Genomic DNA, 16,026 nt, shown 5'->3' on the forward strand with positions numbered 1-16,026 from the left:
ATAAATGGTAGTATTGGTCTTGCTTTTCACGCTGTCCAGCAAAGCCGACCAGTTGATGGTGCCTGCGCCCACATCACACCACCCATCTTGATCAATATTCTCGCCTTCTGGGGCGCGATCTTTTACGTGTATTGCGGTGATGCGATCACCATATTTTTCGATCCAGTCAAATGGATCCTGACCGCCAACAACAATCCAGGCAATATCGGCTTCCCAAGAAATATTTGGTGCCGCATCAAGCATGATGGCCATTGGTATTTGTCCGTCGGCAAGGGCTGCAAACTCAAAGTCATGATTGTGCCAGCCAAACGAAATGCCATTGCTTGCCAGCTTGTCGCCAATGACGCCGAGCCGTCGTGCAAAATCTTGCCATCCCAACACATCCGTTGGTCGGTTCTCTGCCTCCAAATATGGGCAATATACCTGAGAGATACCAAGCGTTTTGATGATTTCAAGCGCTTTGTCAAAGTCGTTTTCTAGCATGTCGATGCTGAAATGGCCGGATGGCATTTTTAGGCCAGCATTGTCCAAATCTGCGGCAAATTCGGCTGGATTAGCGAACACATCACCGTAGCCCTCGACTTGAGTGTATCCGTACGCAGATAGCGCCGCCAGCTGTTTCGGCCAAGGCTGAAAATTGCGGCCGCTATAAAGTTGAAAACTCATTTCCATAACGAAATCCTTCTGCGATGGGGTCTTAGACCCGCAACTCGTGTTGTTTGTCAAAAATTGAAGCGCGCGCTGGATCAAAGCCCAACATAAAGCTATCACCTGTTTTAATACTGGCTTGCCCGTCCACACGCGCCCGGAACGGTTGGCCCTCGATTGCTGTCCACACCAATGTGTCAGATCCCATCGGTTCAACGATCTCTGCAACGACATTTGCAAAAAATGGTTGTGTATCTGCACCGTCGCCGGTGATCACGTGCTCCGGGCGGAATCCAAACCACACCGGTTCACCGATTGGGCCATCAACATAATCGTAGCCCTTAAGGTTGATGACAGTATTCCCTAATTTGAATTCGCCATTGTCAGTCATGTCACCTTCCAAGAAATTCATCGACGGTGACCCAATAAAATCGGCAACATATTTGTTGATTGGGCGATTGTAGATTTCAGCTGGGCTGTCTAATTGCTGGATAAGGCCCTCTTTCATAATCGCGATCCGGTCAGCAAGCGTCATCGCTTCCACCTGATCGTGGGTCACATAGATCATGGTGTTGTTTAAGCGTTGGTGCAGGCGTTTGATTTCCACCCGCAGGTCTGCGCGCAGTTTTGCATCCAAATTCGAAAGTGGTTCATCGAACAAGAACACATCCACATCGCGTACCAACGCCCTCCCGATAGCAACGCGTTGGCGTTGACCACCCGATAAAGCGGCAGGCTTGCGTTTGAGCAGGGGTTCAATTTGCAAAATCTCAGCCGCGCGAGCAACGCGTTTTTCGATCTCATCTTTCGGCACGCGGGCGTTTTTCAAGCCAAAGCTCAGATTGCCTTTCACCGTCATTTGCGGGTAAAGCGCATAGGATTGGAACACCATTCCAATACCGCGTTCACTTGGCTCTTCCCACGTCACGTTGTTACCATTGATGAAGATTTGCCCATCAGTGACATCAAGCAAACCTGCAATGCAGTTCAGCAATGTTGATTTGCCGCACCCTGAGGCACCTAAGAGTACAAGAAACTCGCCGTGATCAATTTCTAAGCTGAGTTGCTTGAGAACTTTTACCGACCCAAATTCAAGATCGAGATTGCGAATAGAAACACTGGTCATGATCAGCCTTTCACCGCGCCTGCAGCAATGCCGCGGACGAACAGTTTTCCAGAAACAAAATAAATGACGAGAGGAACGATGCCGGTCAAAAGAGTGGCCGCCATATTGACGTTATACTCTTTAATGCCCTGCACAGAGTTCACAATGTTGTTCAGTTGAACCGTCATCGGATAGGTATCGGGTTTGGTGTAAATTACCCCGAACAAGAAGTCGTTCCAAATTCCGGTTACCTGTAAGATCATCGCAACCACAAAAATCGGCAAGGACATGGGCAACATGATCCGGAAATAGATCCCCCAAAATCCAGCACCATCGACACGCGCCGCTTTGAACAGTTCCTCGGGCAGCGAGGTAAAGTAGTTGCGGAACAAGAGGGTCAGGATCGGCATGCCAAATACGGTGTGCACCAGCACCAGACCACCAAGGCTGCCAAACAATTTTAGCTCACGCAGAATAATCACAATTGGGTAGATCATTACTTGGTATGGAATGAACGCACCAAAGATCAAAATCGTGAAAAAGACATTTGCGCCCTTAAATCTCCAATTGGCCAATGCGTATCCATTGATCGAAGCAATGGCGATCGACAGGGCAACAGAGGGTACAAGGATTTTCACAGAGTTCCAAAAGCCACGGCTCAAGCCATCGCAGTTCAAGCCTGTGCAGGCTTCGGCCCAAGCCTTTGTCCAAGGGGCGGTGGTGATTTCAACGGGCGGTGAAAAGATGTTGCCAAGCCGAATTTCAGGCATACCTTTAAGTGAGGTCACAACCATCACATAGAGCGGCAACAAGTAATACAGCGCAACAACGATCAATGTGCCGTAAAGCATGATGTTGCGCGGAGATAACATTTTGGTTGGACGGGCGCCGCGTGGACCGGTCATGTCTATCGGGGTTTGGTTTGAGTTACTTGTCATTTTTGCGGCCCCCAAATTCGAGATATGCCCATGGAATGAGGATCACCAAAACACTCACCAACATCATAGTAGACGCGGCAAAACCCTGGCCTAGATTTTGATTTCTAAACATTGTGTCCATGACATATTTGGCCGGAACTTCCGAGGCGATGCCCGGTCCGCCGTTGGTTTGCGCGATCACAAGATCGTAAACTTTGACGATGCCCGCAGAAATGAGCACAAGTGCGGTGATAAATACCGGGCGCATCATCGGGATGACGACAAACAAATAGGTTTTCCATTTTGGAATGCCATCTACACGAGATGCTTTCCAAATGTCGGTGTCAATGCCGCGCAGTCCAGCGAGCATGATCACCATGATAAAGCCGGTGCCTTGCCACAATCCGGCGATCAAAATACCGTAAATCACGATCTGCGCATCGTATAGCGGATCGAAAGTGAATTCAGTGAAGCCCATGCTTCTGACGACGTTCTGTACGCCAAATTCTGGGTTCAAAATCCATTGCCACACTAGGCCGGTAACCACGAAACTCAGGGCAAACGGATAAAGAATGATCGTGCGGAATGTGTTCTCAAATCGGATTTTTTGATCCATCAAGGCGGCGAGCATAAAGCCGACGACAAACGAAAAAATCAACGAGCAAATGCCGTAAATGGCCAGGTTCTCAATCGAGATCAACCAACGTCGACTGGCCCAAAGGCGCTCATATTGTGCCATGCCAACAAAATCGAGCTTGGGCAACAGCTTTGAATTGGTGAATGAATAGACCACGGTCCAAATCGTACACCCAACAAAAACCACCATTGCCGTTAAGACCATCGGGATCGCGGCGATTTTGGCGTTTATGTTTCTAAAAATCTGGTTTGGCCTCACGGAGCTTGCCATGACGAACCGCCTTTCAACTCAGATGAATTGTCGTGCCGGGCAATTGGACCCGACACGATGCTACGCTTCAGTGACCGCTTGCCCCAAATCAATTCTGGGGCAAGCTGTTCACACGGGAGGATTATTCCGCTTCTGAGATGATGAGAGCGTATTGTTCTTGAGCAACAGCTGGTGTCATGCTGGTGTCGTTCCAGAATTCAACCAACAAGTCTTCAACACGCGATGTTGTATCTGGTGTCAGAACTTGCGCGCCATCGGGCATAATGTTGCCAGCAGCCAAGATTGAAAGACCTTTTTGCATGCAATCGTTCGCCGTGCTCATGTCGATATCGCCACGCACTGGAAGCGAGCCTTTTTTCAAGTTAAACGCAACTTGCACAGGTTGAGAAATCATCAAAGCAGCAAGTTCTTTTTGTGCTGCGGTGATTGCTGGGTCGTCATTCACTGGGAAGTAGAATGCATCACCACCAGTTGAGATAATCTCGTTTACACCCAAACCTGGAAGGCAAGTGTAATCTGTGCCAGCCACTTGACCTGCAACCTGGAATTCACCCTGCGCCCAGTCACCCATAATTTGTCCACCAGCTTTGCCGGTGATGACCATGTTGGTTGCTTGGTTCCAGTCTTGAACATTTGAGCCCGCAGAGAGAGAACGTGCTGCGCCAAACGCTTCAAACACTTTTGCCATTTCAGGGCTCGCCGCTGCTTCAGCATCTTTGTTCACGTTGATTTTGGTCCAAAGGTCCAAACCGCCGATTGCAACATTCAGTACGCCAAATGCGCCAGATGTCTGCCAGGATTGCTGACCCATTGCCAATGGTGTGATGCCTTTGGCTTCAAGTGCTGGAGCCGCTGCAACAAACTCATCCCAGTTTGCCGGTACAGCAACACCTGCGTCTGCATAGGCTTGGTGGCTCAACCAAATCCACTGCCAAGAGTGAATGTTGACAGGAACACAGTAGATTTTGCCGTCAAGCGTACAGCTGTCAAGCAAGCCGGTTGGGTTTACAACATCGCGCCAGCCGCCAGCTTCAGCAATGTCTGTAAGGTCAAGCATCAAACCAGCTTCAATGAGTTCTTCGGCTTGGCGACCATGGTTTAGCTGAGTTGCGCCCATCGGGTCACCACCCAAAATACGGCTGACGATAATTGGGCGAGCGACGCCGCCGGAACCGGCGATCGCGCCATCAACCCACGTGTTGCCAGTGGCGTTAAAGGCTTTGGCAAACTCTGCAACCGCAGCAGCTTCGCCGCCGGATGTCCACCAGTGAGTGACTTCCAATTCCACGGCATATGCACCAACAGTTGCCGAGCAGATCGCCGTTGTGGCGATCAACAGTTTTTTCAAATTTTTCATTTATTCCTCCCAGGGGTGAGGCATTCGCCTCGATACAAATGAGATACCAAGTTCAATTTTGGGTCCCCATTCAAATGCTGCAATCGATTACATTGAGCGCTGCAACGCTGATTTGTAATCGATTACATGATATTTCACCACAGATTTGCATATGTCAAGAAAATGTTTACTACTACGGTAAATTGCGGAGCATGAGAGATTCAGAATGAACGCGAAAGGCCCTAGAATTCAAGAAGTTGCAATGGCAGCCGGGGTGTCCACGGCCACCGTTAGCCGCACGCTTTCAAATCCTGATTTGGTTTCAGAAAAAACCCGTGAAGCCGTTTTGGCTGCTGTTGAAAAGACAGGGTACCGCATAAATCGAGCGGCACAGAACCTAAGGAAGCGGCAAGCTGGCGCCATTTTGGTCCTCCTGCCAGACCTTGGAAACCCCTTCTTTTCCCAAATCTTATCTGGCATCGAAAGTGTATTTGCGACATCTGATTTAAGCGTGTTGATTGCCGATACTAATGGCATCAAGCAGGACCAACTTACGGGGTATTTTCGCGACACTAGGGCAGATGGTGTGATTTTGCTGGATGGCGCTATTCCACGTGCAGTGCTTTCCGATTTGGCCCACACAGCACCTAACAATCGTATCGTTTTTGCTTGCGAATGGAAACCTGATATTGAACTGCCTTCGGTGCGCAGCGACAATAGGGGCGGGGCTCAACAAGCCGTCGCGCATCTGGTCGAATTGGGGCACCGCAAAATCGGGCACATCGCCGGGCCACGCAATAACGTATTGACCAAAGAGCGCCTAGCGGGTTTTCAAGATGCAATGCGTGAATTTGGGATCGAAGTTAACCCACGCTGGGTGGTCGATGGCGGCGACTTTTCGCTTGATGCGGGCGCGCAAGCGGCGCGACAATTCATTGAAATGGATGATCAGCCCACCGCTGTTTTTTGCGGGTCTGATTTGATTGCCATGGGCTTGATGTCAGAGATGCACAAGCGCGGGGTCTCTGTGCCAAAAGATATTTCGGTCGTTGGGTTCGACGATATTGAAATTGCCGACCATTTTATACCACCGCTGACGACCATCCGGCAAAACCGCACCCAGCTTGGTGTGCTTGCCGCTACGACGCTGATGGGATATCTGTCCGGCCGCAGCGCCCAGAACGATGCAAATGTTCAATTGGTTGATGTGTTGTTGATCAAACGCGGCAGCACCGCGCAGCTTGCGACCTAGCCATTTGGCCGAATCGTGGGTTTATCTCGTCACCTGAAACCGTTGCGATGCTATTCACCCAACAAAAACGCTTCCTCCGATAAAAACAGGGACGAGCCTTGCTGGTCCAACTGGGTAAACAGTTGGAAATGGGGGCGGACCATCTTGCCCTTAAAACGCGCATCAATAGGATCAAAAATTCCATTAAACTCAATTACTTCATCTATGATCGCTTTGTTTTCAGACTTGCGGTACTGGCTAATTGCATAGATTACGGATTGCCCGTTGACTGTCGCTGTTACGTTTTCGATGTAGCCGGTATCTGCGTTGGGTTCGACCGTTTCCAGACGCATGGTGACGCCGTATTTGGTTTTTTCCATGCAATTTCGTGAAATCTTGAGTTTTGCGGAAATCCGACCATTTTCGACTTTTGCGTCAAGCAGTTCAGCCTTTTTTTCAAGACAAACATTGCCGCCAACAGCAAGCATCTTGCGATAGTCCGGTGTGCCCCAGCGTGAAACTTCTGATACTGAAAGCCCGTCTAAAAATGGTTTAAAGCTTGTCGTTTGCTCAATGTAATTTCTGATGTTGAACGTGCCAAATGCTGAATAAAGGGCTGCGATAAATGGCGTGGAATAGGAGGTGCCGTTAAACGTTTCTCCATTTAAGTTTAGCTGCCCTGGGCCGTAAATAAGCGGTTGCACTTTGCCCTCATTGCTCATGTCGATAGATGAAAACACTGATGGGCTTAGTTTGCCGTCAATTTCACCAACGGACCCAACCGGAATAAGGAACGGCGAATCCCAAATAGCATAGTCCCCGTTGGACCGTAGACCGTTCCATGGTGTGCCATATCGCGATGTTGAATTTCGGCGGATGCGTAATAGGGGCAGCGGCCCAGATAGGTTCTTAAACTCAACTTCCAGTCGATAGCCGGTATTGTTCAGCGGCGGGTCTATTGTGAAAATGCCAAAGCCGCGGGCTTCTTTAAATGTATCTACTTTGATCACTTGATCATTTCTATACAGCGTAGCTGTAACGCTGCCCTGAGCGTTGGGCCTGTCGCCCCAGCCGAGCTCCAAATATGTTTCTCGGTTTGCCGCAACGCCGAATACTAAGTTCTCCCTAGCCTTGTCTGAACCCTCATTTGGCCAAAACTCAATTTTACCATCGTCATCTACATCGCTGGGAAATGCTGTATGAATGTCATCGCGATAGTTTCCTGCCGACACAAAAAGCGTGGTTTGCGAATTCTCCAGTTTTTGCAAAAACTCGGGCAACTGGTCTGTGAGTGTTGTGCGATCGAATTCTCCGAAAGTGCCAATACTCATCGTGCCATAGTAAAAGCCCCGATTGTTCATTTCATCAACGGCTTCTTCAAAAAAATCTCTGTTGCCTAAAGCGATATCCAGCAGCAAGATTTCGCCCGTTGGCATAACGTGATCCGCAATCTGAAACACATTAAACCCATGATTGTCATCGGGCGCTTCGCTTTTACCGCCCAAATCTACATAAGTGACGCGTTTTTTCAGGTCAGGACGTGTGTCTAAATAGTCTTCAAGTCCTTGAAACCCGTTGTCAATAATAGCAAAGCGCAGCTGGGGGGAAGTCTGGATTTGATAATCGGCAAACTTTTCGGGCCAGCCGAAATGTACTTTATATTGTTCAATCGTAAGTGGTTTCGGGCGATCTGCGCTCTTTATACCCTGTGTTGGTTTTGGCTCAGCTTCAGTGAATATGGGGTTTGAGTTGGCAGGAGCGACCTCGACAGAACTTGTTTTGTTTGGGCCATTCTTGATGGCTAGAGCCTCTTTGACGCTGATTTTGTCAGCATATATTTCGCCTTCAAATAGGTCGCCATACTCCGGATCATATTCAAAATCGGCAAACACCGAAGAAACACACACATGCTCGAACGCTGAACCTGGGTAAGTATCGATGATTTCGACCTCCAATTCCTCAAATTTCAGAAGCTCGCCAAAATCGAGATATTGTTCGACCATTGTGTCTTTCAAAACGAATGCTTCTTGGAAGAAGTTCCCACTTGTAACGATGATTGTTTTGGCACGAGCGTTCTTGTTGAAAACAGCGTCGCTTTTGTCGTAACCGTTTGAAATTCCTAACCGTGCATAGGTGGGCGATCCGGCAAAAATGTCATAACCGTAATAGGTGAGGGATGCCTTTGTTGGTTGGCCGTCTTCCAGTACATCACACCATGCACCTTCACGCATCAGGCTCGTCGCGCCATACGTGTTGGCTTTATAGGCGGGCAGATGGTCGGAAACGCAAATTCTCCCGCCTCGTGCAATGTCCGTATCAGCCTGCCAATAAGAGCATTTTTCGTCGCTTTCAGGCAGATCGAAGCTCACTTGGCAATAGCCAGCGGCCTGCGAAGAACCGCCTTTGGTAATACTTGATATTATCTGTTTGCTTTTTATATCGACCTCATGGCGGTCAATTTGCTCTGTGCCGACGTCCGAAATGTGCAAAATATCAAAACTGAGTTTCCCCGGTATGCTGGCCAGTTTTGCATCGATTTGTGTGCCATCGCGAACGGGGTATTCATAGATCGCAGACAAGCCTTTGCTCGACTGAAACAAGCTGAAACTAATTGTGTCCCCAAAAAAACTGTTTGTTTCCTCGTATTGGCAATTGAGGGTGGTTTGGAATTGTTCTTGGGAAATGGCTGTGCCGCCACTCACGAAAAGTAGGGCAAGGGCAATCAAGGCGCGCATAAGAGGATCTCCAGCTTTTGCGTAATTCTCATTATTTCTGGAAAGGTTACAACCCGTACAAATGTACGGGCTTGGACGTCTGGTCGGCAAAGTGGGCAGCGCGGTTTCGAACAACCATCACTCCGCTGCGCCCTTCATCATTGTTGCCTCGGCTCGGCTGAGCAATTCGCCTTGTTTGCGGGTCATCACTTCTTCACGCGCTTTGGCATAAAGATCGTCCTGCCAGAACATCATGCAGCCGTTGCAGCCCTTGCCGCAGCAGCCATCGGTGCCAACACGGTTGGTTTTAAAGCGCGTTTGGTTGCCGCCTTCGTCAATGCTAGCCACCAGCGCGTCGCGGCGTTTTTGATATGCAGCGTCGTTCGGCTGGCCTTGGATCTCTGCGTCTTGGGTGAACTTGTCGAACTTGATCCGTTTCCACTGTTCGTCTGTTAGCGCCCGCTCTTTGCGCATCACGCTATATTCAGGGAACCAAGTTTTAAGATCATCAGTGTCTTCATGGTCAAAAAGCGAGAAAGGCAGACGGATCACTGTTTTGGTGCCACCATGCACAACGTCCACCCTGTCGCCTTTGTCGGCGCGCTCAAATTCGTAAACGCGCAGCAAAATAGTGTGCCGCGCGATGGGGGAAATGAACTCCAAAACGTCTCCGGCTTCCAACTTGTTTTTTACTTCAACCAAAAACGCATCGTCTTCAACCTTTGTCACTACTCCGGCATATTCCCATTGAGCGATGGAGGCTGTGTGCTCATAATCATGTGCGTAGTTGGTCAGTCGCCCATCATGAAACGCGAGGGTGTAACCCCGGTTGCCGACGGCCTCGAGTTCAACCATGTAGGGCTTGGGGTCCCAATTTTGGGGATCAGCGTAATAGTCATCAATTGCCATGCGATAGGCGCGCGCCACCACAGCACAATAATATTCAGACTTGCCGCGCCCTTCGACTTTCAAGCTGTCCACGCCGATTTTTAGATATTCATCTAGCTTGGGCATGATGCAAAGATCGCGCGAATTCATAATGTAAGAGCCGCGTCCATCTTCTTCGATTGGCAAGAACTCACCCGGACGACAGCCTTCTTCGAGCAAGAACTCGAACATGTCCGAATTGTCTTCATTGATTTCCAATTCTTCGACGGTGCCGTCTTTCATGCGCATTTTCAGCTTGTAATTCCAACGACATGAATTGGCGCAATTGCCTTGGTTCGCGCCGCGCTCTGCCATGAAGTTCGACAACAGGCAGCGACCCGAATAAGTCATGCACATCGCCCCATGCACAAAGGCTTCTAACTTGATGTCTGGGCATTTTTCGCGAATCTCAACAAGTTCCGAGTAGGAGACCTCACGCGCCAAAACGCACAATTCAGCGCCCTGATCTTGCCAAAATTGGACGGATAGCCATGAGCAAATATTGGCTTGTGTCGAGATATGAAGCGGCAATTCTGGCGCATGGGTTTTCACGAACTGAAATACGCCGGGGTCGGCGATGATCAATCCGTCTGGTTTTACTTTACGCACAGTTTCAACATATTCTTGCAGTTTGGCGATGTCTTTATTGTGCGAGAACAGATTGAGCGTCAAATAAGCGCGCTTGCCGTGGGCATGACAAAACTCCACGCCCTCAATCACCTCCGCCAAGCTGAATTGCGACTTCGTGCGCAAACTCATATCTGGCGTACCAAGATACACCGCATCCGCCCCATATAGGATGGCCATCTTGAGTTTTCTCAAGTTGCCCGCAGGCATCAATAACTCAGATCGATGTTCTTTTTTCATTTCGCTTGCCTCGCTAAAGCGAGGCTTTTGCCCCGGATTTGCAGCGCCCGCGTTGATTTGCGTCAAGTGATGGGTCTATTTGAGTTCGCAACGAAGTGAGGGAAAAAACTCGGAACACGTCTATTAAGAGGTCACTGTACGGGATTGCAACGCGGGAGAAGCAGTTTGAATAACCCCGCGGTTGTTAGACACCCTGCGGGTTTAGTATTTGCCGTTCCAAGGGATTGCCCCGCCAATACGTATGCATCGGGTACAGTGTGCAGTGCCGCAAGCAGCGCTTGCGGGATGGTTTCTCTGGGTGTGGGCATGGGCTCTGGTGTGTGAAAAAACGGCTGAACAAACAGCGGCTCTGTATTCTCGTGAATCTTATTGGACAGCAGTTACAGGCCAAGCGGATGGCTGGATGCAAGTGACTGTTTTGGGACATCAAACTTCATACACAGTCGCCCAGATACTCCCCCGAACTTATAGCCAGATGGCCCTCACATTTTTGTGAGATAATCCAAAGAAGATTTTCGGCTTGATTCAGGTCAAAGTGGTGGGATCGGAATATTGTATGGCTCTTATCAGGAGTTAAATTGACCATGTCTGCCACTACGATTTTTGATGTTGCCGGAAAATCCTCGCGCTCGTTTGCTCGAGTGCTGCTGTCGGTTTTGCTTCTAGTAGCCGTGGCCTCCAATGCATTTGGTATGACAGGGGCAGGGCCGATGCCTGCCGATTTAATGGCGGTTGCTATGTCCAGCGACATTGACCAAAACAATCAATCCCAACACCGCGTTCTGCACCTGGGTGATAGTGTTGAGCAATGTCAGGAAATGACCCAGACCCATTGCGGCTCGACCTTTTATTTGCCTGCGGTGTTCACCATTCAATCTAGTCAGCTAAATGGCGTATGGACCGATCAGAACCATTTTGCCCGCACACTCGATACCGGACCTCCGTCTTACCCTCCGATTTACAGCCTCTGAACCAGGAGGCGCCGTTCCCCTTATCAAACGAGGGAACTTGCCTTGCCAATGGCGATGGAAACCGGCTGCCGGCCGGTTATTTCCTGACATCTCGCTTGCTACTCGGGCTAAAACCAGACCCGTAAGGCGACACAGGACATTTCATCGTCTCTTCTTGATAAAATTCGGAGACTAAAAATGCTTACACTTTACAAATCGTCCCGCACTCTTGTTGTCGGTACAGCACTTGCAACCCTACTTAGCACCACGTCCCTATTGGCGGCACCATATGTTTATGTACCAGTTGGTGGCGCAGGCCAAATACTGGTGATTGATGCTGAAACCGGAAAATCAGTTGATACTTACACGGGGCTTGAGGCCGTTCACGGACTTGCTGGCACCCCAGATGGTCAGCTTTTGATCGCGGGCAGTTATACGGAACGGGAGTTGGGCAGCGGTGAGCCCGCCAAACCCCAAGGGGTGTCAGCGGAAGACCATGCCGCCCACCATGCCCCGAAATCAGCCGAGGCCGCAGCAACAAGTGACATGATGGTTAGCACAGTCACTATTCTACGCCAGTCATCAGGTGAGATCATCCGCGCCGTTGATGTGCCCGGTGCTGTTCATCACGTTTCGGTCAGCCCGGACGGGCGCTATGCGGTGGTGACACAGCCCGGCAATGATGCGGTGACGGCGATTGATCTGACAACCTACGAAGTAGTGGCCACTGTCAAATCAGGTTCGTTGCCCAACTATGTTGTGTTCAGTCAGGATAGCAACACGCTTTATGTCAGCAACGCGGGGGATAATACCATCGCCGTTATTGGCATGGACGACTGGCAGGTCAGGACGTCCATAGCCACTGGGGAAAGCCCGGAGCATATGGTGCTAACACAGGACGGTAACACGTTGTTTGTGAACAACAATGATGATGGCTCGGTTGGGTCGATTGATCTGGCGAGTGGGCAGATGACCGAAAGCTACAAGATCGGAGATCGTTTGCACGGGCTTGATCTGTCAGAGGACGGCACGGCCCTGCTGGTTGCTGAGCGTGATGGTGACAGGGTCGCGCGGGTGGATTTGGCAAGTGGCGTTGTCAGCACGGTGCCCATGGCGCCGGAACCTTACCACCTGACAACCATCCCCGGCTCGGGATTGGCGATGGTCTCAAGTTCGGATGAAAATGCGCTGCGCATTATCCGGCAGGACGACCTGTCGCTGGTTCAGAAAATCGAATTGCCAGACGTGGGTCACCAGATGGTGGTTGCACAGTCCCGTTAAAACGGCAGCGTCATGAAAAGGAAAACGTCCTCAACTTTGTTGGGGACGTTTTTGTGATTTTTCATGGTGGGGAGGATATCATTCACCCTACAAAATGATCAACTTCTTACCTGCTTTCCAAATATGTCATAGGTGCCATCTGGTATTCCGGCAGTGCGTTCGTTTATACGCCGCTCAAGTTCGTCGCGAGATCGAAGCAACTCAATCTCGGTTGTTTTGTCCATCGTACGCACGCGGTCTGCACGATCAGCACCGAACACGTCTTCGGGCGTACGTCGATCAATCCATGCTTGGCTCGACCCATCGTATTGGCGAAGTGGTTGTTAATAAAGCGATATTGGCTATCTTTGTCTTTGAACCATAGATCGAATTCGCCATGTTCATCCAGCGCCCGCAACCATGACTCGTACATGGCGCATTTCTCGCGCAGTGCTAACAGCTCATTTGGATCGCCTTTGTTCATACTTGTCCCGATGCTTTGGACAATTGAACCAAAAATTCAATGAGCGCATTGTTAAACGGCGGGTAAAATTTCCCGCATGGTTGAGTTGGAATGAGCGAACCCAACGTGCGACCCAAGAAAAACGGCCATCAATAACAATGCGGAAAAAATGGTGCTGCCGGAGAGACTCGAACTCTCGACCTCCTCATTACCAATGAGGTGCTCTACCGCTGAGCTACGGCAGCACGTGCTTGTTCAATCGTTCGCCAAGCGCCGTGGTAGTGCCACAAGCTTTGAATTGACGCAAGAGGGTTATCGAGCATTCGCTAAAAAACAGCAAAATGTTCTGACGCGCTTCAACTCAATTTTGGCCGAAACAAGTCTTTAGGTGAACAATTTCTTCTGACTTACACAATGGTTTATTAAGCAGGGCCACAACGAGGTGAATAAGTTAACTTTCTGATCCCACAATGCTGATAGAATAAACCGACAACCGTTTTGAATGGGGCGACGGGGCTAATGAAGGGTATCGTTTTTACAGAATTTCTACAATTTGTCGAAAATCAACATGGCATAGAAATTGTAGATGCAATTATTGATTTGGCAGATTTGCCAAGCGGCGGTGCTTACACGTCGGTCGCAACCTACGATCATTCCGAGATCGTGTCGCTGGTCGCAGCGCTTTCAACCAAAACCCAAATAGCGACGCCAGAAATTATCGATACTTTCGGTCAATATTTAGGCACTCAATTTGCAATAAAGTTTCCGCAATTCTTTGAAGAATGCGCCGATTTCCTTACATTTATGTCAGCCGTCGATAGTCATATCCATGTCGAGGTCCATAAACTCTACCCAGATGCGCAACTGCCAAAAATTGTGGTTCTCTCTAGCGACCCGAAAAAAACGATTGTGCGCTACCGATCACCAAGAGGAATGCACAATCTGGCTGAGGGACTGATCAAAGGATCAGGGACTTATTATGGGCATGTCATTAAAACCACGACGGTGATGGGCGACGACGAGCTAGGACAATATACCGACATTACGCTGCGAATTGTAGGTTCAACAAATGATCTCGATAGTAGCGGCTAGATTTTGAGGCAGCCACGATGGCAAATAGCGAGCGAAGTGCGGAGGAGATCTATCGGCGTAAGTCCGAAAGGGAACGTCAGGCGCGAATCGTGGCCGAAGAGTTGCTGGAGAAAAAAAGTCTTGAACTCTATGAAACCAACCGACGATTAGCGCTGCTTAATGAGGAGCTGGAAGCAAGGGTTTGTGAGCGGACTTCGCAGTTAGAACATGCGCAGACGAGTGCTCTATTGTTGGCAGAGCGGGACCATTTAACTCAATTGGCAAATCGGCACTCTTTCGCAAAGAGCCTAGGCGATATTGTCACAGGACATGCCGACAATGCGCATTTCTCCCTGATATTGCTTGATCTGGACGGATTTAAACAACTTAACGACACGTTTGGTCACGCTGCGGGCGACGCAATGCTCAAAGCCTGTGCCACAAGGTTGCTGAATTATTTAGGTGAAAATCACATCGTTGCACGTTTGGGCGGCGATGAGTTTGCCATTGTTCGGTTTGACCAGCATCAAGAAACAGATGCCGATATTCTTGCCGAATGTTCGAGCCTGCTCAAAGCCGTCGCAAAACCGGTCAATTGTGGTGATTTTACACTAAGATGTGGCGTGACGATTGGGGTTTCGCGGTTCCCTTCCCATTCCCGGGATTGCGCCAAACTGCAAATCTACGCCGATTTGGCCCTTTATGACGCAAAGGAAAAGGGGCGGGGGCGTGTTGCGATATTTGCTGAAGAAATGTGGGGCCAACAGAAGAAAAAACGCGAGCTGGGCGCGCACTTGCGCGAGGCGCTTAACCTTGGTGAAGTCCAATTGTTCTTTCAGCCAATAGTCAATTTTGCTGATCCTGAACGTTTGGGCGTTGAGGCGCTTGTGCGTTGGCGACATGCACGACTTGGCTGGGTATCGCCTGTCGATGTACTTGACGCGGTACGCTCCCATCATCTTCATGCACAATTCTTCAAATATGTGGTCACCACCGCTTTAACCAATGCCAAGCCGATGCTCGATTCTGGCCAGATTGAATGGGTTTCCATCAACCTTACAGCGGAGGATATTCGCGATTCCTCCTTTACCGAAGATATCCTTGAAATTTTTAAACTCACAGGAGTTCCCGCCCACAAGGTGCATTTAGAAATTACTGAAGATGCGCTGGTAACGGACATTCTTAAGACAAAGCACGCAATGAATTGCCTCATTCAGCACGGGTCGTCTTTTTCGATTGATGATTTTGGGACGGGCTATTCAAATCTCATTTCATTACGCAGTCTACCATTTAAATTTTTGAAAGTTGACCGATCCTTTGTTGCTGAAATGATCGCCGAATCCGATACCAAAGCAATTGTTATGGCTACTGTTGGAATGGCGCGAGCACTCAATTTGGAGGTGATTGCAGAAGGCATTGAAACTGTAGAGCAATTGGACCATGTTCGGGCGCTTGGGTGCGAATGGGGACAAGGTTTTCTGTTCGGGCGTGGGATTCCGGTTATGCAAGCCCCTGCGCAGTTTGAGATCGTCAAAGACCAATTGCGAAAGCCGAAGTTCAAATTGATCGCCAATGATCGGCGATAAACGCGGATCAGGGTTGTGGACCATCGGGGAACAAGTGTAAAAAG

General features: G+C 49.5%; 13 protein-coding genes and 1 tRNA gene. 5 read left to right on the forward strand and 9 right to left on the reverse strand.

The genetic code is table 11. The features are described from left to right. The 5 genes from ACJAZW_RS09120 to ACJAZW_RS09140 all read right to left on the reverse strand — a co-directional run. A partial coding sequence (locus ACJAZW_RS09120) for a sugar phosphate isomerase/epimerase family protein (RefSeq protein ID WP_415157284.1) occupies positions 1-672 on the reverse strand: 672 nt, incomplete at its 3' end. A gap of 25 nt (positions 673-697) precedes the next feature. Then, positions 698-1,774 (reverse strand): ABC transporter ATP-binding protein, encoded by a 1,077-nt coding sequence (locus ACJAZW_RS09125; protein WP_415157286.1) that lies wholly within the window; start codon positions 1,772-1,774, stop codon positions 698-700. A 2-nt stretch (positions 1,775-1,776) separates the two neighbouring features. Beyond that, positions 1,777-2,691 carry a carbohydrate ABC transporter permease gene (locus ACJAZW_RS09130; RefSeq protein ID WP_415157288.1) on the reverse strand — a complete coding sequence of 305 codons (915 nt, stop codon included), beginning with the start codon at positions 2,689-2,691 and terminating at the stop codon, positions 1,777-1,779. Continuing rightward, on the reverse strand, positions 2,681-3,577 hold the full coding sequence (locus tag ACJAZW_RS09135; RefSeq protein WP_415157290.1) for a carbohydrate ABC transporter permease: 897 nt from the start codon (positions 3,575-3,577) through the stop codon (positions 2,681-2,683). The genes ACJAZW_RS09130 and ACJAZW_RS09135 overlap by 11 nt, the downstream gene beginning before the upstream one ends. A gap of 121 nt (positions 3,578-3,698) precedes the next feature. After that, a complete protein-coding gene (locus tag ACJAZW_RS09140; RefSeq protein ID WP_415157292.1) occupies positions 3,699-4,934 on the reverse strand; it encodes an ABC transporter substrate-binding protein in 1,236 nt (411 codons plus the stop codon). 205 nt (positions 4,935-5,139) lie between these two features. Between ACJAZW_RS09140 and ACJAZW_RS09145 the strand changes: the two genes are divergently transcribed. After that, on the forward strand, positions 5,140-6,165 hold the full coding sequence (locus tag ACJAZW_RS09145) for a LacI family DNA-binding transcriptional regulator (protein WP_415157294.1): 1,026 nt from the start codon (positions 5,140-5,142) through the stop codon (positions 6,163-6,165). A 50-nt stretch (positions 6,166-6,215) separates the two neighbouring features. On the opposite strand, the gene ACJAZW_RS09150 is transcribed toward ACJAZW_RS09145, so the two are convergent. Both ACJAZW_RS09150 and ACJAZW_RS09155 read right to left on the reverse strand, forming a co-directional pair. Continuing rightward, on the reverse strand, positions 6,216-8,879 hold the full coding sequence (locus ACJAZW_RS09150) for an NADase-type glycan-binding domain-containing protein (protein WP_415157296.1): 2,664 nt from the start codon (positions 8,877-8,879) through the stop codon (positions 6,216-6,218). A gap of 117 nt (positions 8,880-8,996) precedes the next feature. Further along, positions 8,997-10,652: a U32 family peptidase C-terminal domain-containing protein gene (locus ACJAZW_RS09155; protein WP_415157298.1), complete on the reverse strand. Its 1,656-nt coding sequence runs from the start codon at positions 10,650-10,652 to the stop codon at positions 8,997-8,999. A gap of 584 nt (positions 10,653-11,236) precedes the next feature. Between ACJAZW_RS09155 and ACJAZW_RS09160 the strand changes: the two genes are divergently transcribed. Together ACJAZW_RS09160 and ACJAZW_RS09165 are read left to right on the forward strand one after the other, a co-directional pair. Next, positions 11,237-11,623 carry a hypothetical protein gene (locus ACJAZW_RS09160; protein ID WP_415157300.1) on the forward strand — a complete coding sequence of 129 codons (387 nt, stop codon included), beginning with the start codon at positions 11,237-11,239 and terminating at the stop codon, positions 11,621-11,623. A gap of 177 nt (positions 11,624-11,800) precedes the next feature. Beyond that, positions 11,801-12,883: a YncE family protein gene (locus ACJAZW_RS09165; RefSeq protein WP_415157302.1), complete on the forward strand. Its 1,083-nt coding sequence runs from the start codon at positions 11,801-11,803 to the stop codon at positions 12,881-12,883. Between the two features lie 163 nt (positions 12,884-13,046). Here ACJAZW_RS09165 and ACJAZW_RS09170 read toward each other — a convergent pair whose 3' ends face one another. Further along, a complete protein-coding gene (locus tag ACJAZW_RS09170; RefSeq protein WP_415157304.1) occupies positions 13,047-13,346 on the reverse strand; it encodes a hypothetical protein in 300 nt (99 codons plus the stop codon). Positions 13,347-13,495: 149 nt separating this feature from the next. Beyond that, positions 13,496-13,570: transfer RNA gene (locus tag ACJAZW_RS09175), tRNA-Thr, on the reverse strand. A gap of 274 nt (positions 13,571-13,844) precedes the next feature. Between ACJAZW_RS09175 and ACJAZW_RS09180 the strand changes: the two genes are divergently transcribed. Together ACJAZW_RS09180 and ACJAZW_RS09185 are read left to right on the forward strand one after the other, a co-directional pair. After that, on the forward strand, positions 13,845-14,417 hold the full coding sequence (locus tag ACJAZW_RS09180) for a heme NO-binding domain-containing protein (protein ID WP_415157306.1): 573 nt from the start codon (positions 13,845-13,847) through the stop codon (positions 14,415-14,417). Positions 14,418-14,434: 17 nt separating this feature from the next. After that, positions 14,435-15,982: a putative bifunctional diguanylate cyclase/phosphodiesterase gene (locus ACJAZW_RS09185; protein ID WP_415157308.1), complete on the forward strand. Its 1,548-nt coding sequence runs from the start codon at positions 14,435-14,437 to the stop codon at positions 15,980-15,982. The last annotated feature ends 44 nt before the right edge of the window (positions 15,983-16,026 follow it).

This window comes from Maritalea sp. (genome assembly GCF_047634455.1).
In the GTDB taxonomy this organism is placed as follows: domain Bacteria; phylum Pseudomonadota; class Alphaproteobacteria; order Rhizobiales; family Devosiaceae; genus Maritalea.